Here is a 21,556-nt window from a genome sequence, read left to right as displayed (position 1 = left end):
CACCAAAACTCCTTGCTGTGATACCAACAGATACGCCCGCATCCGCACCTTATTCCCGCGCGCATGAAAAAAGGCGCGTCGGGGAACCTCGCGCGCCCGTTTCAGTGGCCTGTGGTCTGCTTCCGCCTCAGCGCGGGTTCAACCTGCCGAACCAGTCCAGATCTTCGATCCCGATCACGCCGGACAGGATAATGCCCGCCACCACCGCCCAGATCACCACGGCCACGGCGGTGGTGATCTTCGCCTTGCGGCCGATATTGGCCTCATGCGGGGCGCCTCTGGGCGTGCCGGGCACGACATGCCCGGCCTCGTCCTGGCTTTGAAACCGGATCGGCAGCACGATGAAGAACACCATGAACCAGATCACGGCAAACAGCACGATGCCGCCGGTCAGGTTCATACCTGCTCCAGCTCGACCAGGCAGCCGTTGAAATCCTTGGGATGCAGGAACAGCACCGGCTTGCCATGCGCACCGATCTTCGGCTCGCCCGAGCCAAGAACCCGCGCGCCCGAGGCCTTGAGCTTGTCGCGCGCGGCCAGGATGTCATCGACCTCGTAGCAGATGTGATGGATGCCGCCTGCGGGGTTCTTGTCGAGGAAGCCCTGGATCGGCGAGTTGTCCCCCAGCGGGTAAAGCAGCTCGATCTTGGTATTGGGCAGTTCGATGAACACCACGGTCACGCCGTGGTCGGGTTCGTCCTGCGGCGGGTTCACCTTCGCGCCCAGCGTATTGGCATATTGCGCGGCAGCCGCGGCCAGATCCGGCACGGCAATGGCGACATGGTTCAAACGTCCGATCATGGGGGCCTCCATTACTCCTGACCTTGGCTTTAGGGGCCGGGGGGGCGTGATGCAAGGCCCGCGTGGGGGAGGCTTAACGCTCTGTTAGCCAAATCAGCGCTTAACTCGGACATGACCTGATTCCTTTCGCCCCTCTGCCAAGGTGATGCCCATGACCGATGACCTGACCCAATTCCTGGCCACCCGCCCGGCCACCGCGCAGCGCCCCCTGCTGGGGCTGACGGTGCTGGTGGTCGAAGACAGCCGTTTCGCATCAGAGGCGATGCGACTGCTGTGCCTGCGCTCGGGCGCGCGTATCCGGCGCGCCGATTGCCTGCGCTCGGCGCACCGGCATCTGCAGACCTATCGCCCCGGCGTGGTGATCGTCGACATGGGCCTGCCCGACGGATCGGGCGCCGATCTGATCCGGCACATCCGCACGATGACCCCGCCGGTGCCGGTGGTTCTGGGCACCTCGGGCGACCCGGGGGCCGAAACGGCGGCCCTTCAGGCGGGGGCCGACGGCTTCCTGCCGAAACCGGTCGAAAGCCTTGCGATGTTCCAGCAGGCGATCATCGCCACCCTGCCCGCCGAGGCCCGCCCGAGCGGGCTGCATCTGGTCAGTGACGACACCATCGCCCCCGATCCGATCGCCCTGCGCGACGATCTGAGCCACATGGCCGAGGTTCTGGCCGACGCGCATGATCCCGCCGCCCTGGGCTATGTCGCGCAGTTTCTGACCGGGGTCGCGCGCTCGGCCCATGATGATGCGCTGGAAACGGCGGCGGTGGCGCTGGCCCGCCGCGGGGGCGCCTCGGCGGCAGACATCACCCGGCTTTCCGGGCTGGTGCAGGCGCGTCTGGCGGCGGGGGCGGCGTTCTGAACCGGCCCCCCTACGCCCTTTACAACGCCGCCAGCACCGGGTCGGACGAGACACGCACAAGCTGCGTCAGGTCCGACAGGCGTTCGATCTGCCGTCCCTCGGCATCGAAATTGCCGGGCGCCAGCCAGGCTGCATAGGCTTCGCTCAGCGCGGGCCAATCCTTGTCGATCGCGGCGAACCAGGCGGTGTCGCGATTGCGCCCCTTGTAGACCGTGGCCTGACGAAAGGTGCCTTCGTAGCTGAGCCCCAGCCGTTCGGCCGCGCGCCGTGACGGAATATTCAGCGCATCGCATTTCCATTCGAACCGGCGATAGCCCGCGTCGAAGGCCCAGCCGATCATCAGCATCATCGCCTCGGTCGCGGCACGGCTGCGCTGCAGGCCCGGCGCCAGATTGATATGCCCCAGTTCGATCGAGCCGGACTCGGGCGCGATCCGCAGATAGGACATCACGCCGCCCGGATGGCCGTTGGCCGCGTCGATAACCGCATAAAAATAGGGATCGGCCTGCCCGGCCATGTCCTTGACCCAACGCATGTAACCGACTTCAGAGGCGAACGGCCCGTAGGGCAGATAATCCCAGATCGCGTCACTGTCGGCATTGGCGCGAAACAGCGCATGGGCGTGACGCTCCTCCAGCCGTTCGAGCCGGGCATAGCGCCCTTCCAGGACCGTCGCATCCGGCCTACGCGGCGCGATCCAATTCGTCAGCGCCTCTCCGAACCGCTTTTGCGTCATTGCCGCCCCCCTCCGCTGCGCCCTGTACTGCAGACAGGCTAGCGCGCGGCGCAGCGCGGCACAATCACCTGTGACACATGGGAAAACACCGCGTGGCCCGCGCGAGCGTCGGGCGTTACAGCAGGAATTTCGGGTCACCGCCCAGATCGAGCCCGGGAAAGATCGTGCCCTCCAGCAAGGCCCGGTCGGCGCCGAACATCCCCGCCAGCGCCCAGCCCGCATAGGCGCGGATATCGGCGGTGGGCATCAGGTCGCGCCCGGCATAGAGATCGACCTCGGCCAGACCGGGCCAACGGCCATAGACGCGGCCACCGCGCAGCGCGCCCCCCGCCATCACCATCGCGCCCCCGGTGCCGTGATCGGTCCCGCGCGAGCCATTCTGCCGCGCGGTGCGGCCGAATTCCGTCATCGCCAGCACCAGCGTCTTGCCCCACTCGGGGCCCAGCCCCTGTTTCAGCGTCAGGATCATCGAGGCAAGCCGCGCCGCAGGGCCACGGATCGCCCCCGCCTGCCCGCGATGCGTGTCCCAGCCCGTCAGCGAAAACGCCGCGATCCGGGTCTCCTCGCGCAGCCGGCTTGCAGCGAATTGCGCCAGCGCGTCGGCCTTTTGCAGCGCCCCGGCACCTGTGCCCTGCATTGCGGGCGCCATCATGTCTTGCGCGGCCAGCGCCTCGGCGGCCCGGGTGTCGGTGATCGTCATCGCCTCGGCCGCCGCCTCGCGAAACAGGGCGTCATCGTGATAGACATGTTCCAAAAGCGCCCGGCCTTGCCCGCTCAGGTTCAGCCAGGCATCCGGCGCCCAGGCCATCGCGGGCGCCGCCCCCGCCAGCACCGGCAACTCGTCGGCCCCCACGGAATAGGCGGTCTCGGCCCGGGCGCCGGGCATGGATTGCAGCAACCGGTTCAGCCAGCCGTCGCGGATCATCGCCACCGGCACATCCATGCCGGTGCCCGCCTCCAGCATGTCCTGCCCGTCGAAATGCGAACGCTTGTCGCGGTAAGGCGTTGAAACGGCATGGGTAAAGGCCAGCTCGCCCGCCGCCCACAGCGGCATCAGATCCGCCATCGCCGGATGCAGCGCAAAGAACCCGTCCAGATCGGCGGCGCCGTTCTGAGGGCCGACCGCCAGATCGGGGCGCATCTGCGCCAATAGCGGGTCACCGTAAGGCTGCACGATGTCGAGCCCGTCCATCGCGCCGCGCAGGATGATGACCACCAGCCGCCGGTCGCCCGGCGTTGCGGCCAGTGTCACCGTGCTCAGCAGCGGATGTGCGGCCGCCGAGCACCCCAGAACCGCCGCGCCACGCAGAAAGAAACGACGGGAAATCATGGCATTACCTCCGGTTGAACTCGGGAGAGGCCAGCACCAGCGCGATCCCTTCGGCCCGGCTTTCCGCGCGCGGGACGGCGAAAGAAAGCGCCTCGGTGACCCGCGGCCCCAACGCCTGCGGCAGGAAGTCCCGCGCGTCGGGCAGCGGGCGGCTCAGCTCTTTCGCAATCGCCGCAGGCGCCTTCAGCGCCCAGTTGATCCGGGCCGACAGGGTTTGCGGCGCGATCCAGTCCTCGGCGGCCTCGGGCCAGCCATCGGGCCCGCGCGGGGCAAGCCATTGCTGCCCCATCGAACGCAGCGGCCAATAACCCTGCTTGCGCAGGATTGCCCCCGAAAGGCCCATCACCTCGGCCCCCGATAACCCCAACGCACGCAAGGAGGTGGCGATGAATTCGAAGGGCTGGCGCACCTTCAACAAGTCGTCGCCGCGCGCGCCCGGATGTTCCAGCAGAACCTGATAGACCGGCATCAGCGCCCCGTTCGCGCCCAGATAGGCCTCGGCCATCGCCGCGGTCAGGTCGGGGGCGGGGTCGGGACCGACGAAATGCACCGCCAGCTTGCGCGCCAGATGGCGGGCGGTATCGGGGTGCAGGGCCAGCGCGTCGAGCACCGCGTGAATGTCGTCCAGCCGCGCGGGATCGCCGCCGAAGCTGCGGCCCAAAACCTGCTCGGCGCCCGGCTCGGCCAGATCGGGGCTGAACTGCGTCCCCGCCTCGCCCAGCACCCGCAGCCCGGTGAACAGCTCGGCCAGCTGGCGCACATCGTCCTGCGTATAGGCGCCACCGACCCCCAGCGTGTGCAGTTCGATCACCTCGCGCGCCAGGTTTTCGTTCAGGCCCAAGCCCCGCTCTGGCTTTTTGCGTGCCGCGCGCGAGCCGGGCCCGAAAGAGGACGTCTGATCCAGATAGATCTGCATCATCGGGTGCAGCACCGCCGCGCGCAGCATCGCCGGGAAACTGCCGGTCAGATGCAGGCGCAGGGCCTCGGCATGGCTGGCGGCCAGCGCGTAATCCTCGCGCCGCTTGCCCTGAATCGTGAAATGGTCGCGCCAGAAGGCGAACAGCCTCTCGCGCATCCCGGCCGGGTCGTCGACCGCGCGCGCCAGCGCCAGTTGCAGGCTGTCGACCAGCGCATCGTGCAAGGCCGCCTTATGCGCCTTGAGCGCGGCGGCCGCGCCCGGTTCATCATCGCGTTCGGCCCGTTTCAGCCGCACGAAATCGACCCGCATCTTCAGCGCGACATCGGTCTGCATGCCCGGAAATTGCGCGCCCGCCCCATCGCTGCGCAGCGCGGCCAGCATCTCGGGGACGGTCAGCGGCCCCGCCGCGCGCGGCGACAAGCCAAATCCGAACCGCACGGGGGCGAGCGTGGCAAAATCCATGGGGGCACCTCTTCTGCGCCCGATTGCGCCACAGCATCGGACAAAAGGAAAGGGCGCCGCGGTCTGGCCGGGCGCCCTTTCGCTCACTCTTGCGTGTGAGGACCGATCAGGCCTCTTTCGGCAGCACGCGCAGGCGCAGTTCGCGCAGCTGTTCGTTCAGCGGCTCGGACGGGGCGCCCATCATCAGGTCTTCGGCGCGCTGGTTCATCGGGAACATGATGACCTCGCGGATGTTCATTTCATCCGCCAGCAGCATCACGATCCGGTCGATGCCGGCGGCACAGCCACCGTGGGGCGGCGCGCCGTATTTGAACGCCTTGACCATGCCGCCAAAGCGTTTTTCCACTTCCGACGCCGGATAACCCGCCAATTCGAACGCCTTGAACATGATTTCGGGCTTGTGGTTGCGGATCGCGCCCGAGATCAGCTCATAGCCGTTGCAGGCCAGGTCATATTGATAGCCCAGCACCTTGAGCGGATCGCCGTTCAGCGCCTCGAGCCCGCCTTGCGGCATCGAGAACGGGTTGTGCGAGAAGTCGATCTTACCCTCGTCGTCCTTCTCGTACATCGGGAAATCGACGATCCAGGCGAATTTGAAGCAATCCTTGTCGCTCAGGCCCAGCTCGTCGCCGATCACGTTGCGCGCACGCCCCGCCACCGCCTCGAAGGCCTCGGGCTTGCCGCCCAGGAAGAAGGCCGCATCGCCCTCGCCCAGGCCCAGCTGCACGCGAATGGCCTCGGTCCGTTCGGGGCCGATGTTTTTCGCCAGCGGACCGGCGGCTTCCATCGAGCCATCCTCGGCCTTGCGCCAGAAAATGTAACCCATGCCCGGCAGGCCCTGTTCTTGCGCGAATTTGTTCATCCGGTCGCAGAACTTGCGCGAACCGCCCGTGGGCGCGGGGATCGCGCGCACCTCGGTGCCCTCTTGTTCCAGCAGTTTGGCGAAAATCGCAAAGCCCGAGCCCGCGAAATGTTCGCTCACGACCTGCATTTCGATCGGGTTGCGCAGGTCGGGCTTGTCCGAGCCGTATTTCAGCAGCGCCTCGGCATAGGGAATGCGCGGCCAGTCGGCATCGACGCGGCGGCCCTTGCCGAATTCCTCGAACAGGCCCTGAATCACCGGCTGGATCGCGGCGAACACGTCTTCCTGCTCGACGAAGGACATCTCCAGGTCAAGCTGGTAGAAATCGGTCGGGCTGCGGTCGGCGCGGGGGTCTTCGTCGCGGAAGCAGGGCGCGATCTGGAAATACTTGTCGAAGCCCGCAACCATGATCAGCTGCTTGAACTGCTGCGGCGCCTGCGGCAGCGCATAGAACTTGCCCGGGTGCAGACGCGACGGCACCAGGAAGTCGCGCGCGCCTTCGGGCGAGGACGCCGTGATGATCGGGGTCTGGAATTCGTTGAAGCCCGCATCCCACATCCGGTTGCGGATCGAGCGCACGACGTTCGAGCGCAGCATGATGTTGTTGTGCAGCGTCTCGCGGCGCAGGTCGAGGAAACGATAGGTCAGGCGGGTTTCCTCGGGGTAGTCCTGTTCGCCGAAGACCGGCAGCGGCAGTTCCTCGGCCGGGCCCAGAACCTCGACTTCACGGACATAGATCTCGATCTCGCCGGTCGGGATTTTCGGGTTGATGAGGCTCGCGTCGCGCAGTTTCACGCTGCCGTCGATGCGGATCACCCATTCGCTGCGCACCTTTTCCAGCGCCGCGAACGCGCCCGAGTCGCCGTCGCAGATCAGCTGCGTCATGCCGTAATGGTCGCGCAGGTCGATGAACAGCACCCCGCCGTGATCTCGCACGCGATGCACCCAGCCCGAGAGGCGGACGGTTTCGCCGGCATTCGCGGCGGTCAGCGCGGCACAGGTATGGCTGCGATAGGCGTGCATCGGACTCCCCTTTCAACGGGCTTTGGCGTCAGTCGGCCCGATACACAGCGAGAGCGCCCGGAAGTCAAGCGCGACCCCGCATTTGCACGCCCTGCCGCGGGTGAAAGCGGCCTCCGGGCCGTTGCTTCGCCCGGGCACAACCGTCCCCGGCGTCACAGATCGTGCGCAAGACCCCTTTCACCCTTGCGCCGCGCGTCCGGCTGACTATAACCCCCACCAATTTGCGCGGAGCCTGTCCAGTCTCCGCCTGTCGTGCTGCCGAACAGAATCAAGGGGTCCACCATGCCGAAGAGAACCGACATCAAGTCCATCCTCATCATCGGCGCCGGGCCCATTGTGATCGGCCAGGCCTGCGAGTTCGACTACTCGGGCGCCCAGGCATGCAAGGCGCTGCGCGAGGAAGGCTATCGCGTCATCCTGGTCAACTCGAACCCGGCGACGATCATGACCGACCCGGAAATGGCCGACGCCACCTATATCGAGCCGATCACCCCCGAAGTCGTTGCCAAGATCATCGAGAAAGAGCGCCCCGATGCGCTGCTGCCGACGATGGGCGGCCAGACCGGCCTGAACACCAGCCTTGCGCTGGCCGACATGGGCGTGCTGGAAAAATTCGGCGTCGAGATGATCGGCGCCAAGCGCGAGGCCATCGAAATGGCCGAAGATCGCAAGCTGTTCCGCGAGGCGATGGATCGCCTGGGCATCGAAAACCCGAAAGCCACCATCGTGGCCGCGCCGAAACTGCCCAATGGCAAATACGACATCAACGCTGGCGTCGCACAGGCAATGGCGGATCTGGAGCACATCGGCCTGCCCGCGATCATCCGCCCCGCCTTCACCCTTGGCGGCACCGGCGGCGGCGTCGCCTATAACCGCGACGATTACGAGGCGATCTGCCGTTCGGGGCTGGATGCCTCGCCGGTGGCGCAGATCCTGGTCGATGAATCGCTGCTGGGCTGGAAAGAATACGAGATGGAGGTGGTGCGCGACAAAGCCGACAACGCCATCATCGTCTGTTCCATCGAAAACGTGGACCCGATGGGTGTGCATACCGGCGACTCGATCACCGTCGCGCCCGCGCTGACGCTCACCGACAAGGAATACCAGATCATGCGGAACGGCTCGATCGCCGTGCTGCGTGAAATCGGCGTCGAAACCGGCGGTTCGAACGTGCAATGGGCGATCAACCCGGTCGATGGCCGCATGGTCGTGATCGAGATGAACCCGCGCGTGTCGCGGTCCTCGGCGCTGGCGTCGAAAGCCACCGGCTTCCCGATCGCCAAGATCGCCGCGAAACTGGCAGTTGGCTACACGCTGGACGAGCTGGACAACGACATCACCAAGGTCACGCCGGCGAGCTTCGAGCCGACCATCGACTATGTCGTGACCAAGATCCCGCGCTTCGCCTTTGAAAAATTCCCGGGCTCCAAGCCCGAGCTGACCACCGCCATGAAATCGGTGGGCGAGGCGATGGCGATTGGCCGCACCTTCCACGAATCGCTGCAAAAGGCGCTGGCGTCGATGGAAACCGGCCTGACCGGCTTTGACGAAATCGAAATTCCCGGCGCGCCCGACACCGCCGCCGTGATCAAGGCGATTTCGGTGCAGACGCCCGACCGGCTGCGCCTGATCGCGCAGGCGATGCGGCACGGGCTGTCAGACGACGACATCGTCGCGGCCACCTCGTTCGACCCGTGGTTCCTGGCGCGCATCCGCGAGATCGTCGATGCCGAGGTGCAGATCCGCAAATCCGGCCTGCCGCTGGACGAAAAGGGCCTGCGCGCGCTGAAGATGATGGGCTTCACCGATGCCCGTCTGGCCAAGCTGACCGGCCGCGACGAGGCGCAGGTGCGCCGTGCCCGCCGCAATCTGGGCGTGACCGCGGTGTTCAAGCGCATCGACACCTGCGCCGCCGAATTCGAGGCCCAGACCCCCTACATGTATTCGACCTACGAAGCCCCGGCGATGGGCGACGTGGAATGCGAGGCGCGGCCCTCGGATCGCAAGAAGGTCGTGATCCTGGGCGGCGGCCCCAACCGGATCGGTCAGGGGATCGAGTTCGACTATTGCTGCTGCCACGCCTGTTTCGCGCTGACCAAGGCCGGCTACGAAACGATCATGGTCAACTGCAACCCGGAAACCGTGTCGACCGACTATGACACCTCGGACCGTCTGTATTTCGAGCCGCTGACGCTGGAACATGTGATGGAAATCCTGCGGGTCGAGCAGGAAAACGGCACGCTGCACGGGGTGATCGTGCAATTCGGCGGGCAAACGCCGCTGAAACTGGCCAATGCGCTGGAAGCCGAAGGCATTCCGATCCTGGGCACCACCCCCGACGCCATCGACCTGGCCGAAGACCGCGAGCGGTTCCAGGACCTGCTGAACCGTCTGGGGCTGAAACAGCCGGTCAACGGCATCGCCTCGACCGAGGCGCAGGCGATCCAGATCGCCGAGCGCGTGGGCTTCCCGCTGGTGATCCGCCCGTCCTATGTTCTGGGCGGCCGCGCGATGGAAATCGTGCGCGACATGGACCATCTGAAACGCTACATCGCCACCGCCGTTGTGGTCTCGGGCGACAGCCCGGTGCTGCTTGACAGCTATCTGTCGGGCGCGATCGAGGTCGACGTCGATGCGCTGTCCGACGGCAAGACCGTTCATGTCGCGGGCATCATGCAGCACATCGAAGAGGCGGGCGTCCATTCGGGCGACAGCGCCTGTTCGCTGCCGCCCTATTCGCTGAGCCCCGAAACGGTGGCCGAACTCAAGGTCCAGACCGAGAAGATGGCGCTGGCCCTTGGGGTCGTCGGCCTGATGAACGTGCAATTCGCGATCAAGGACGGCGTGATCTATGTGCTCGAGGTGAACCCGCGGGCCTCGCGCACCGTGCCCTTCGTGGCCAAGGCGACCGACAGCGCGATCGCCTCGATCGCCGCGCGCCTGATGGCGGGCGAGCCGATGGCCAACTTCCCGCAGCGTGCGCCCTACCCCGAAGGTGTGGGTCCGGAAACCGACCTGCCCTTCGCCGATCCGCTGACGCTGGCCGATCCGAACACGCCGTGGTTCTCGGTGAAGGAAGCCGTGCTGCCCTTCGCCCGCTTCCCGGGTGTCGACACGCTGCTGGGGCCGGAAATGCGCTCGACCGGCGAGGTCATGGGCTGGGATCGCAACTTCCCGCGCGCCTTCCTCAAGGCGCAGCTGGGGGCGGGCACCGTGCTGCCGACCGAAGGCCGCGTGTTCTTCTCGATCAAGGATGCCGACAAATCGGCCGAGCTGGCGCAGGCCGCGCGCGACCTGATCGCGATGGGCTTCAGCCTGATCGCCACCCGCGGCACCGCCGCCTGGCTGAAAGAAAACGGCGTCGAGGCCGAAGCGGTGCTCAAGGTCTATGAAGGCCGCCCGAACATCGTGGACCGGCTGAAGAACGGCGACATCGCGCTGGTGTTCAACACCACCGACTCGAGCCAGTCGGTCAGCGACAGCCGCGACATCCGCGCCGTGGCGCTGTATGACAAGATCCCCTATTTCACCACCGCCGCAGCCTCGATCGCCGCAGTCGCCGCGATGAAATCGCGCGAAGAAGGGGAAATCTCGGTCCGCCCGCTGCAGGCGTGATCTTGGGATCGGACATGAAAAGGCGCGCCCGCGGGCGCGCCTTTTTCTTTGTTGCCCGGCGCATCGCGGGCTGCCCCGCCTTGGTCAAATGAACGGGATCAGCGGGATGCCGTTGCCGCAGGCGGCCAGTGCCAGGCACAGACCAAGCGCCACAAGAACTTTCATCGGAACCTCCTGAGTCACGCGTTTTCGGGGCCGAGTCTACGCCCGCGCCCGGCCCATGGACAGCCCCTTTCCTTGGCCGCGACCGCATGGCACAGTCCCGCCATGGAACATGATTTTCTGATTATCGGCGGCGGTATCGCGGGCGTTTCGGCGGCGGCGCGGCTGGCCCCGCTTGGCCGGGTTCTTCTTGTGGAAGGCGAAGAAAACCTTGCCTACCATGCCTCTGGCCGGTCGGCCGCGCTGTATGCGCCGCATTACGGCAATGCCGCGGTGGTGGCCTTGTCGCAGGCCTCGGGCGAGTATTTCCAGGCCTCCGGGACGCTGGCCCCGCGCGGGCTGATGTTCGTCGATGGCCCCGGCCAACGCGCCCGGTTCGAGACGCATCTGCACGACTTCGAGCTGGAGGAACTGAGCCTCGATCAGGCCCGCGCGATGGTGCCGATCCTGAACCCCGAAACCGTGGCCTATGCGGGCCATACCACCCGGACCTGGGACATCGACACCGATCTGCTGATCCAGAATTTCGCGCGCGAGGCGCGGGCACAGGGCGCACAGATACGCACCGCCGCCCCGGTCACGCGGATCACCCGGGACCGGGCGGGTTGGGCCGTGACGGCGGGCGGGCAGGTCCATACCGCGCGGCTGATCGTCAACGCAGCCGGGGCCTGGGCCGACCAGATCGCGGCACTGGCGGGGGTGGCCCCCATCGGCCTGCAACCCTGCCGTCGTTCGATGGCGCGGCTGCCCGCCCCCGGCGGGCATGACGTGTCGGGCTGGCCGATGGTCATTGGCGGCAACGAAGACTGGTATATGAAACCCGATGCGGGCGCGGTGATCGTCTCGCCCGCCGATGCCGACCCGATGGAACCGCACGACGCCTTTGCCGACGACATGGTTCTGGCCGAGGGTCTGGCGCGCTATGAGGCGATGGTGACCGCGCCGGTGACCCGGATGCTGGCGAACTGGGCCGGGCTGCGCACCTTCGCGCCCGACCGCGCGCCGGTGATCGGCCACGATCCGCAGGCGCCGGGATTCTTCTGGTTGGCCGGGCAAGGCGGCTATGGCTTTCAATCCGCACCGGCCGCCTGCCAGCTGGCTGCCGATCTGATCGCCGGGCGCGCGCCCGCACTGCCTCCCGAAACGATCGCGGCCCTGGCCCCGGACCGGCTCAGATAAACATTTGTATACCAGCGGTTAATTGACGCAGGTCAATGCCGCAACGCGGCGCGCGTGACACAACCCACCTCAGATGACGAACAGGAGAAAGCCATGGGCTACAAGGCAAAACTCGATGACGTGCGCAACGAACTGCGCGAAGTTGGCAAAGCGATCCCCGACACCATGAAGGGCTTTGGCGTGCTGTCCAAAGCGGTGAAGGAAAACGGGCCGCTGGATGTGAAGCAGAAGGAATTCGTGGCGCTTGGCATGGCCGTGGTGCTGCGGTGCGAACCCTGCATCATGTTCCACGTCGAAGCGCTGATGAATTCCGGCGCCACGCGTGAAGAGCTGGGCGACGTGCTGGCGATGGCCATTCAGATGGGCGGCGGCCCCGGCATGATGTATGCCGGTCACGCGCTGGCCTGCTGGGATGAGCTGGCCGCCGCCAAGGGCTGAGCCTGCGGCACTTTGACGGCCCGCGGCGGAAGTTGCGGGCTGTCGCGTTTATGCAATCAGATGATTGCAAAGGATCTGGCCATGAAACGCGCCCTCATAGTTGCTGCCGCCCTTAGCCTTTGTGCCGGTCTCGCACAGGCACAGACCCGGCCTTTCGTTCCGGGTGAGGATTTCATGCTGCAATGGGATCTTGACGGTGACGGCAAGGTCACGCGGGCCGAGGCCCGCGAACAGCGCGGCAATATCTTCGTGATGTTCGATCAGGACAGTGACGGCACCTTCTCGGACGAGGAACTGGCCGGGATTGACGAACACAAGGCGATGCAGCTGGAGGCCGGCAAAGGCCCCGGTCACAACCTGCCCGCGGGCACACCGCCGCCCGGCATGGGGCCAGGCAAGGGCCCCGGCAAAGGGCTGGGCATGGGCAAGGGGCCGGTGAATCCGCTGACGGGGCTGGATGTACCCGCAGCGCAGGGCATGCGGCTGTTTGATTCCAACGGCGATGGCACCGTCACCGAAGCCGAATTCATCACAGGCACCGATGGCTGGTTCACGATGCGCGACCGGAACGGTGACGGTGTCCTGACCACGGCCGATTTCGGGCGGCCCTAAGCAAGAAGTTCGGAGGCCCGCTCGTCCCTCGCGGGTTTCCGCCAAAAGGCCCGGTTGTCTGGTGACAGCCGGGCTTTTTGGCGCGATGCTGCACAGGCGAAACAGGGGGATGCGATGCGCAGATCACGGCTTATTTCGGCAATTGCAGTCCTGGCCCTGGCCCTGGCGGGCTGTGGCGGTGACAGCGGCCCGAAACAGGGCACCTTGATGGCCCCTGCCCTGCTGGACCCTGCGGCCTATCGCGCCGAAGGCATCCCCGGGCAATTCGGCGACACCGCGCCGCATGACTGGGCCGGGATCACGCCCGCCTATCACGGCGTGCATGGCATCGACGCGGCCCGCTATCAGGGGCTGATCGACTGGCCCCGTGCGCGGGCCGCGGGCGTATCCTTCGCCTGGCTCAAGGCCACCGAAGGCGGCGACCGCATCGACCCCGGCTTTGCGCCCAACGCCCGGGCCGCACGCGCCGCCGGGGTGCCGGTGGGGGGCTATCATTTCTTCTACTTCTGCCGCACCGCCGCCGAGCAGGCCGAATGGTTCATCCGCAATGTCCCGCGGGTGAAGGGCGATCTGCCGCCGGTGCTGGACATCGAATGGAATCACACATCGCCCAGCTGCCAACTGCGCCCCGATCCGGCCAAGGTCCGCGCCGAGATGCGCACCTTCCTGGAAATCCTGCGCGCGCATTACCACGTCACGCCGGTCATCTATACCACGGTGGATTTCTGGGCCGACAACGATCTGGGCCAAATGCGGGGCTATGATTTCTGGCTGCGCTCAGTCGCGGACCACCCCTCGGTGCGGTACCCGGGCGCGAGTTGGACCTTCTGGCAATATACCGGCACCGGGGTTGTGCCGGGCATCGGCGGAACGGTCGATCTGAACGCCTTTGCGGGCGGTCCCGCGGAATGGGCCGCTTGGCTTGCCGCGCGGCGGCAGAACTAGCGGGCCGCAGGGGACAGACGCGCGGGGGCGCTGCCCCCGCACCCCCGGAGTATTTTCGCCAAGAAGAAGGGGGCCGAAGCCCCCTGCCTCAGCCGTCCTGCCGGATACGGGCGTTGCTGGGGTCGTGCGGGCTGTCCTCGGTCACCACCGCATCCCATTCCTGCAACTGCATCTTGACCTTCAGCTTCGTGCCCACTTCGGCCAGATCGGGGCGGACATAGCCCATGCCGATCTGCTTGCCGAACGCGACCGAATATCCGCCCGAGGTCAGGCGCCCGATCTTCTTGCCGTCAAGGATCAGTGCCTCCTTGCCCCAAGGGTCGGCGTCGGCCGGCCCGTCGATCAGCAGCGTGACGCATTTCGCGCGGATCCCGGTTTCAAGCATCTTGGCCTTGCCGCGGAATTCCTTGTCCAGATCGACGAAACGGTCGAGTCCGGCTTCCAGCGGGGTGGCATCGCGGCCCAGTTCGGTGCCGAAGGCGCGATAGGATTTTTCCTGCCGCAGCCAGTTCTGCGCCCGCGCGCCTACGGGTTTGAGCCCGTGTTTCTCGCCCGCCTTCAGCAGCAGATCCCACAGATAGCGGCCCATCTCGATCGGGTGGTGCAATTCCCAGCCGAGTTCACCCGTGTAGGCCACGCGCACCGCGCGCACCGGGCACATGCCCAGTTCGATGTCGCGATAGCTGAGCCAGGGGAAGCGCTTGTTGCTCAGCACGGTTTCCGGGAACGCATCCTTCACCACCTCGTTCAGGATCGCGCGGGCATTGGGACCGGCCAGCGCGAAGACGCCCCATTGCGTGGTGATGTCGTGGCAATCGACATGCGCCCCGCCCGCCGCGATGAAATCTTCGATGGATTTCATCAGGAAATCGCCATCATAGGCAGTCCAGGCCCCGGCCGAAATCAGGTAATATTCATCATCCTTCAGCCGCACGATCGTGTATTCGGTGCGCGTCGTGCCCGCATCGGTCAGCGCATAGGTCAGGTTGATGCGCCCCACCTTCGGCAGCTTGTTGGTGGTGAACTGGTCCAGGAACGCCGTCGCGCCGGGGCCACGCACCAGATGCTTGGTGAAGGCCGAGGCGTCGATGATGCCCGCGGTTTCGCGGATCGCGCGGGCCTCGGCTTCGGCATATTGCCACCAGGCGCCGCGGCGGAAACTGCGCGAATTGTGGTCGAAATCGGCAGGCGCATCGAGGGGCCCATAATAGTTCGGGCGTTCCCAGCCGTTCACCTGCCCCATCTGGGCACCAAGTGCCAGCTGGCGGTCGTAGGCGGGCGCGGTGCGCAGCGGACGGCAGGCTTCGCGCTCCTCATCCGGGTGATGCAGGATGAAGACATGCTCGTAGCATTCCTCATTCTTGCGCGCGGCATATTCGGTGGTCATCCACGACCCGTAGCGTTTGGGATCGAGGCTGGCCATGTCGATCTCGGCCTCGCCCTCGGTCATCAGCTGCGCAAGGTAATAACCGGTGCCGCCCGCCGCGGTGATGCCGAAGCTGAAGCCCTCGGCCAGCCACATGTTACGCAGGCCGGGTGCGGGGCCCACCAGCGGGTTGCCGTCGGGGGTGTAGCAGATCGGGCCGTTGAAATCGTCTTTCAGCCCCACGGTTTCCGAGCTGGGCAGACGATGAATCATCGACATGTATTCTTCTTCGATCCGCTCCAGATCCAGCGGGAACAGATCGGCGCGGAAGGTTTCGGGCACGTCATAGAGGAACCGCGCCGGAGCCCCGCGCTCGTAGGGGCCAAGAATCCAGCCGCCGCGTTCCTCGCGCACATACCATTTCGCGTCGGCATCGCGCAGCACCGGGTGTTCGGGGTTGCCCGCCGCGCGCCAGGCCTGCAGCATCGGGTCGGGCTCGGTCACGATGAACTGATGCTCGACCGGGATCGCGGGGATCTTGATACCCAACAGCCGCGCGGTGCGCTGCGCGTGGTTGCCCGTGGCGGTCACGACATGCTCGGCATGCACCTCGACCAGCTCGCCCGAGCCGACCAGGTTGCCGCCCTTTTCCACCATCTTTTCCAGCGTGACGACCCATTCACTGCCGGTCCAGCGATAGGCGTTGACCTGCATCCTGCGCACGATATCCACGCCGCGCTGGCGCGCGCCCTTGGCCATCGCCTGGGTCACATCGGCGGGGTTGATATAGCCGTCCTGCGGGTGGAACAGCGCGCCTTTCAGATCGTCGGTGCGCATCAGCGGCCAACGTTCCTTCATCTGCGCGGGGGTCAGGAATTCGTGGTAGACATCGGCGGTTTCCGCCACGCTCGAATAGAGCATGTATTCGTCCATCCGCTCTTGCGTCTGGGCCATGCGCAGGTTGCCGCAGATCGAGAAGCCCGCGTTCAGCCCGGTTTCGGCCTCCAGCGTCTTGTAGAAATCGACCGAATACTTGTGGATATGGGTGGTGGCATAGCCCATGTTGAACAGCGGCAGAAGCCCAGCCGCATGCCAGGTCGAGCCCGAGGTCAGCTCGTCGCGTTCGACCTGCATCACCTCCCATCCGGCCTTGGCCAGATGATAGGAAATGCCGCAACCGACGGCACCACCGCCGACGACCAGAGCTTTGACATGGGTTTTCATCGGGCCACTCCTGCAAGGACTTTTCCCCGTTCTGACAGGTTGGGCGCGCTTCGGGCAAACCGTCCCGACATTCTCGGGCAAAAAGCGACATCGGCGGCGCAAAGCAAAGGGCCCGGAAAACGCATCGCGTTTTCCGGGCCCTGTTCAGACAGACGCGGGGATCACACCATCCCCGGCACCACCAGATCCGGCGGCCGGTGGCCATCGGCGAAGGTCTTGATGTTGATGATGACCTTCTCGCCCATTTCGATGCGGCCCTCGATGGTGGCCGAACCCATATGCGGCAGCATCATCACATTGGGCATCGCCACCAGTTCGGGGTTCAGCTCCGAACCATGCTCGAACACGTCCAGACCGGCGCCTGCGATCTCGCCCGCCTTGAGGCCCCGCACCAGCGCGTTCTCGTCGATCACTTCACCGCGCGAGGTGTTCACGATCACCGCCGTGGGCTTGAGCATCTTGAGCCGCCGGGCGTTGAGCAGGTGGAAGGTCGAGGGTGTATGCGGGCAGTTGACCGAGATCACATCCATCCGCGAGACCATCTGATCGAGGCTGTCCCAATAGGTGGCGTTGAATTCGGCCTCGGTCTCTGGGCGCAGACGGCGACGGTTGTGATAGTGAACCTGCATGCCGAAGGCTGCCGCCCGCCGTGCGACCGCCTGACCGATGCGGCCCATCCCGATGATCCCGAGCCTGCGCCCGCCGATCCGCCCCCCCAGGAAGGCCGAGGGCGACCAGCCGGCCCATTTGCCGGCCTGAATCGCCGCGATCCCCTCGGGAATGCGCCGGGTCACACCCAGAATCAGCGCCATCACCATATCGGCGGTGTCTTCCGTCACCACCCCGGGCGTATTCGACACCAGAACCCCGCGGCTGCGCGCCGAGGTCACGTCGATGTGGTCAATCCCCGAGCCGTAATTGGCAATCAGCCGCAACCGGTCTCCGGCGGCGGCCAGCATGTTTGCGTCGATATGATCGGTCAGCGATGGCACAAGCACATCGGCACGCGTCATCGCCGCGATCAACTCCTCGCGGGTCATGCGCGCATCTTCGCTGCGCAGCTCCACATCGAACAGCTCCTTCATCCGGGTTTCAACAACCTCGGGCAACCGTCGCGTCACGACAACACTCAGCCGCGGTGCGGGCATGGTGGGGCTCTCCTCTCTTCCAATGGCCTCATCTTGGGTGCAAAGTGACCTCCAACGGGGCAAGACACAAGGCCCTGACCGAGCAATAATGGCGTTTTTTGGCGTGTTAGCGCAATTTTCTTGCGTGACCGTTTTGAGACTACGTCCAAAAGCGAACATTTGGGGCAAAAATGATGAGACGGGCGATGCGCAACAGCTGGATGCTGGCGATAATTCTGGGTCTGGGGCTGGCCGGTCCCGGACAGGCGCAGGAAGAAGAAGATGGCGCCCCCCCCGATGACATGGCCGTGGCCGCCGCGGTGGCCGCGCAAACCGGACGCGGGCCTGTGACGAATCTGCCGTTGCCGCGCTATGTCTCGCTCAAGGGCTCCGAAGGCAACGCGCGGCGCGGCCCTTCGCTGAGCCACCGTATCGACTGGGTCTTCACCCATGCCGGCATGCCGCTGCGGGTGACGGCCGAATTCGGCCACTGGCGCCGGGTCGAGGACCGCGACGGTGCGGGCGGCTGGGTGCATTACTCGCTGATTTCCGGGGTGCGCACCGTGATCGTCGAAGAGGACATGACCGAACTGCATGTGCGGGCCGATCCCAGTTCGGCCGTGGCCGCACTGGCCGAGGCCGGGGCGATCGCGAAACTGGGCGACTGCACCCGCGACTGGTGCGAAATCAGTGCCGACACTGCCGACGGATGGGTGCCCAAAACCGCGATCTGGGGGGTTTCCCCCGAGGAACTGCGTGACTAACCCCGCCTCAGGGGGTAGGCAAAAGCGCCTGCGACTCAGGAGCCGATCATGCCCTATTCAAACAGTGACACCCGCCTGAATCTTTCGGCGGGGCTGGCCTCGGTTACGGTGGCAGGGCTGCTGGTCGGTCTGAAACTCTGGGCGTTCTGGCAGACCGGCGCACTCTCGATCGCCGCATCGCTGGCCGACAGCGCGATGGACCTGCTGATTTCGGGGGCCGGGCTGGGCGCGATCATCTATGCCGCGCGCCCGGCAGATGACGATCACGCCTTCGGTCACAGCTCGGTCGAGGATCTGGCCTCGCTGGGGCAGGCGCTGTTCATCCTGGGCTCGGCCGGGGCAATTGCCGCAGCCGCCATCGGGCGGCTTCTGGCCCCCGCCCCCGCGCCCCTGGAAGCGCAGAGCATCGGCATTGCGGTGATGGCGATTTCCGCGCTGGTCACGGCCGGGCTGGTCGGTTGGCAATACCGCGTCGCCCAACGCACGGGAAACCGGGTCGTGGCCGCCGATATGCTGCATTATGTGGGCGATCTGCTGCCGACGCTGGGGGCGATTGCGGCACTGTGGATGTCCGTGCGCTTTGGTTGGACCAAGGTGGACAGCCTCGTGGCCCTGGCCGCCGCCGCGATCATGGCGCGCGGCGCGATCCATATCGGGCTGAGCGCTTGGGACGCGCTGATGGACCGCGCAGCCCCGCAAGAGATCATCGACGGCATCGCGGAAATCGCCGAAATCTGGCCCGGCGTGCGCGGCTTTCACGATCTGAAGACCCGCACCGCCGGAGCGCGGATCTTCGTGCAGCTGCATATCGAACTGGACGGCGCGCAGAGCCTGTCGGCGGCCCATGCCATCGCCGCCAGCCTGAAACGCGCGATCATCGAGGCCTATCCGCAGGCCGATGTGATCATCCACAAGGATGTCTGGCACGACTGACCCCCGCGCCGGGGGCCCTGCCCCCGGACCCCCGGGATATTTGAACCAAAGTGAAAGGCCTGCGTTTCTCCTGGTCCAAATACTCCCGCCGGAGGCGATTTCAGGCAGGCTCCAGCAGCCCGCGCCCTTTCAGCAGCGCCTCGACCCCCGGCATCTGCCCCCGGAACGCGGTGTAAAGCGCATCCGCTGGCTGCGAGCCCCCCGCCGAAAGGATGAATTTTTCCAGCTTGTCGGCCATCGCCGGGTCGAACACATCCCCTGCCTCTTCAAAGGCGGCAAAGGCGTCAGCGTCCATCACCTCGGACCACATGTAGCTGTAATAGCCCGCCGAATAGCCGTCGCCCGAAAAGATATGCGCAAAATGCGGGGTCGCATGGCGCATGCGAATGGCCTTGGGCATGCCCAGATCGGCCAGAACCTGCGCCTGCATCGCCATCGGATCGGCGGGGGCTGCGCCTTCGTGGAAGGCCAGATCGACCAGCGCCGAGGCGACATATTCCACCGTTGCAAAGCCCTGATCGTAGGTTGCCGCCGCCAGCAGCTTGTCACGCAGTGCCGCGGGCATCGCCTCGCCCGTCTGCCAGTGCCGCGCGTGTTTTTCCAGAACCGCGGGCACCTCCAGCCAATGTTCGTAAAGCTGGCTGGGCAGTTCGACGAAATCGCGCGCAACACTGGTGCCCGAGATGAACTGATAGGTCACATCCGACAGCATCTGGTGCAGCGCGTGGCCGAATTCGTGAAACAGCGTGCGCGCGTCATCATAGCTCAGCAGTGCGGGCTCGCCCTTGGTGAAGTTGCAGACATTGACCACGATCGGCCGGGTCTCGCCGCCCAGTTTCTTTTGCGAGCGCATCGCCGAACACCACGCGCCCGAACGTTTCGAGGCACGCGCGAAATAGTCGCCCAGGAACACCGCGATGTGACGCCCCTTGCGGGTCACCTCCCAGCCGCGCACGTCGGGGTGATAGAACGGGCCTTCGATTTCGCGGAATTCCAGCCCAAAGAGCCGCGTGGCCGTGTCGAACATCGCGCCCAGCATTGCGTCGAGCGACAGATAGGGTTTCAGCGCCGCCTCGTCGAAATCATGTTCGGCCACGCGGCGTTTTTCGGAATAATAGCGCCAGTCCCAGGCCTCCAGATCGCCGTTGACGCCATCGTCATGCATCATCTGCGTCAGGATCGCGGCATCGGCTTCGGCGCGGGCGCGGGCCGGGCCCCAGACCCGCATCAGCAGATCGCGCACCCGGGCCGGGCTGCCCGCCATTTCGGGTTCCAGCTTGAAAGCCGCGAAACTGTCGAAGCCCAGCAATTTCGCACGCTCTTCGCGCAGGGCCAGGATTTCGGCGGCATGGGCGCGGTTGTCGGTCTCGCCGCCATTGGCGCCCCGCGCGACCCAGGCCTCATAGGCGATTTCGCGCAGATCACGGCGCGGGCTGAATTGCAAAAACGGCACGATGAGCGAACGGTTGAGCGTCAGCACTGGCCCGGGCTGTCCGCGCTCGGCCCCTGCGGCGCGTGCGGCAGCGATCACGAAGTCGGGGAGGCCTTCCAACTCGTCTTCGCCGAGCGGGCGGAACCAGTCGCGTTCGTCGGCCAGCAGGTTCTGGCTGAACGCGGTGGACAGCACGGCGAGCCGTTCCTTGATCGCGGCCATCCGCGCCGCCTCGGCCCCCGTCAGCGCGGCACCGGCGCGCACGAACATCTGGTGATACAGTTCCAGCACGCGCGCCTGTTCGGGGCTCAGGCCCAGCGTTTCACGCGCCTCCCACAAGGTGCGGATACGCCCGAACAGCGCCGCATTCATCGTCACCTCGGACGAGAACGCCGCCATCTTCGGCGCCAGATCGCGCATCAGCGCCTCGCGCGCAGGCGTGCTGTCGGCACCGGCCAAGTTGTAGAACACCCCCGACACCCGATCGAGCAGCGCCTCGGCCTGTTCCATCGCCTCGATCGTATTGGCGAATGTCGGCGGCTCGGGCGCATCGGCAATCGCGTTGATCGCGGCGCGGGCCTCGGTCAGGGCGGTGTCGAAGGCGGGGGCGAAGTCCTCGTCGTGGATCGCGGCAAAGGGCGGCAGGGCAAACGGGCCGGTCCAGTCGGACAAAAGCGGATTGGTCATCGGAACTCTCCTTTGCGCCCAAGCTAGGGCCCCGGCGCGCGAAGGAAAAGGGCCAATGCCACGCCCCGGCTGCGGCC

17 protein-coding genes are annotated in these 21,556 nt (G+C 65.9%); 8 read left to right on the top strand and 9 right to left on the bottom strand.

The features are described from left to right. Nucleotides 1-127: 127 nt before the first annotated feature. Both P2G62_RS08550 and mce read right to left on the bottom strand, forming a co-directional pair. On the bottom strand, nucleotides 128-400 hold the full coding sequence (locus P2G62_RS08550) for a DUF1467 family protein (protein WP_275734470.1): 273 nt from the start codon (nucleotides 398-400) through the stop codon (nucleotides 128-130). Beyond that, nucleotides 397-801 carry a methylmalonyl-CoA epimerase gene (mce, locus tag P2G62_RS08545; RefSeq protein ID WP_275734469.1) on the bottom strand — a complete coding sequence of 135 codons (405 nt, stop codon included), beginning with the start codon at nucleotides 799-801 and terminating at the stop codon, nucleotides 397-399. Before mce ends, P2G62_RS08550 begins: the two co-directional genes overlap by 4 nt. Before the next feature lie 151 nt (nucleotides 802-952). Between mce and P2G62_RS08540 the strand changes: the two genes are divergently transcribed. After that, complete coding sequence (locus P2G62_RS08540; protein ID WP_275734468.1) at nucleotides 953-1,663, top strand: response regulator; 711 nt, start codon at nucleotides 953-955, stop codon at nucleotides 1,661-1,663. Between the two features lie 19 nt (nucleotides 1,664-1,682). Here P2G62_RS08540 and P2G62_RS08535 read toward each other — a convergent pair whose 3' ends face one another. The 4 genes from P2G62_RS08535 to aspS form a co-directional block, all read right to left on the bottom strand. Further along, entirely contained in the window at nucleotides 1,683-2,399 is a 717-nt protein-coding gene (locus P2G62_RS08535) for a GNAT family protein (RefSeq protein ID WP_275734467.1), read from the bottom strand. A 115-nt stretch (nucleotides 2,400-2,514) separates the two neighbouring features. Further along, nucleotides 2,515-3,729 (bottom strand): DUF1501 domain-containing protein, encoded by a 1,215-nt coding sequence (locus P2G62_RS08530; protein WP_275734466.1) that lies wholly within the window; start codon nucleotides 3,727-3,729, stop codon nucleotides 2,515-2,517. Nucleotides 3,730-3,733: 4 nt separating this feature from the next. Next, a complete protein-coding gene (locus P2G62_RS08525) occupies nucleotides 3,734-5,110 on the bottom strand; it encodes a DUF1800 domain-containing protein (protein ID WP_275734465.1) in 1,377 nt (458 codons plus the stop codon). A 106-nt stretch (nucleotides 5,111-5,216) separates the two neighbouring features. Further along, nucleotides 5,217-6,995, bottom strand: a complete 1,779-nt coding sequence (aspS, locus tag P2G62_RS08520; protein WP_275734464.1) for an aspartate--tRNA ligase — start codon at nucleotides 6,993-6,995, stop codon at nucleotides 5,217-5,219. 282 nt (nucleotides 6,996-7,277) lie between these two features. On the opposite strand from aspS, the gene carB reads away from it, so the two are divergent. The 5 genes from carB (at nucleotide 7,278) to P2G62_RS08495 (ending at nucleotide 13,946) form a co-directional block, all read left to right on the top strand. Further along, nucleotides 7,278-10,610 (top strand): carbamoyl-phosphate synthase large subunit, encoded by a 3,333-nt coding sequence (gene carB, locus P2G62_RS08515; protein ID WP_275734463.1) that lies wholly within the window; start codon nucleotides 7,278-7,280, stop codon nucleotides 10,608-10,610. Between the two features lie 267 nt (nucleotides 10,611-10,877). Then, complete coding sequence (locus tag P2G62_RS08510) at nucleotides 10,878-11,951, top strand: FAD-dependent oxidoreductase (protein ID WP_275734462.1); 1,074 nt, start codon at nucleotides 10,878-10,880, stop codon at nucleotides 11,949-11,951. A 93-nt stretch (nucleotides 11,952-12,044) separates the two neighbouring features. Next, nucleotides 12,045-12,389 carry a carboxymuconolactone decarboxylase family protein gene (locus P2G62_RS08505; protein WP_275734461.1) on the top strand — a complete coding sequence of 115 codons (345 nt, stop codon included), beginning with the start codon at nucleotides 12,045-12,047 and terminating at the stop codon, nucleotides 12,387-12,389. Between the two features lie 81 nt (nucleotides 12,390-12,470). Then, entirely contained in the window at nucleotides 12,471-13,001 is a 531-nt protein-coding gene (locus tag P2G62_RS08500) for a hypothetical protein (protein WP_275734460.1), read from the top strand. Between the two features lie 114 nt (nucleotides 13,002-13,115). Beyond that, complete coding sequence (locus P2G62_RS08495) at nucleotides 13,116-13,946, top strand: GH25 family lysozyme (RefSeq protein ID WP_275734459.1); 831 nt, start codon at nucleotides 13,116-13,118, stop codon at nucleotides 13,944-13,946. A gap of 88 nt (nucleotides 13,947-14,034) precedes the next feature. On the opposite strand, the gene P2G62_RS08490 is transcribed toward P2G62_RS08495, so the two are convergent. Together P2G62_RS08490 and P2G62_RS08485 are read right to left on the bottom strand one after the other, a co-directional pair. Beyond that, complete coding sequence (locus P2G62_RS08490) at nucleotides 14,035-16,536, bottom strand: FAD-dependent oxidoreductase (protein WP_275734458.1); 2,502 nt, start codon at nucleotides 16,534-16,536, stop codon at nucleotides 14,035-14,037. Between the two features lie 161 nt (nucleotides 16,537-16,697). Continuing rightward, the gene (locus tag P2G62_RS08485; RefSeq protein WP_275734456.1) at nucleotides 16,698-17,684 is read right to left on the bottom strand and encodes a D-glycerate dehydrogenase; all 987 of its coding nucleotides are present in this window, start codon (nucleotides 17,682-17,684) and stop codon (nucleotides 16,698-16,700) included. A gap of 185 nt (nucleotides 17,685-17,869) precedes the next feature. Here P2G62_RS08485 and P2G62_RS08480 point away from each other — a divergent pair, with 185 nt between their 5' ends. Both P2G62_RS08480 and P2G62_RS08475 read left to right on the top strand, forming a co-directional pair. Continuing rightward, entirely contained in the window at nucleotides 17,870-18,427 is a 558-nt protein-coding gene (locus P2G62_RS08480; protein WP_275734455.1) for an SH3 domain-containing protein, read from the top strand. Nucleotides 18,428-18,475: 48 nt separating this feature from the next. Further along, the gene (locus P2G62_RS08475) at nucleotides 18,476-19,360 is read left to right on the top strand and encodes a cation diffusion facilitator family transporter (protein WP_275734454.1); all 885 of its coding nucleotides are present in this window, start codon (nucleotides 18,476-18,478) and stop codon (nucleotides 19,358-19,360) included. 100 nt (nucleotides 19,361-19,460) lie between these two features. On the opposite strand, the gene P2G62_RS08470 is transcribed toward P2G62_RS08475, so the two are convergent. Beyond that, nucleotides 19,461-21,479: a M3 family metallopeptidase gene (locus tag P2G62_RS08470; protein WP_275734453.1), complete on the bottom strand. Its 2,019-nt coding sequence runs from the start codon at nucleotides 21,477-21,479 to the stop codon at nucleotides 19,461-19,463. Nucleotides 21,480-21,556: the final 77 nt, after the last annotated feature.

It is taken from the genome of Paenirhodobacter sp. CAU 1674 (assembly GCF_029222945.1).
GTDB lineage: Bacteria > Pseudomonadota > Alphaproteobacteria > Rhodobacterales > Rhodobacteraceae > Rhodobacter.
Note: the sequence above shows the minus strand (reverse complement) of the source record. Positions and strands in the feature narration are given on the sequence as shown.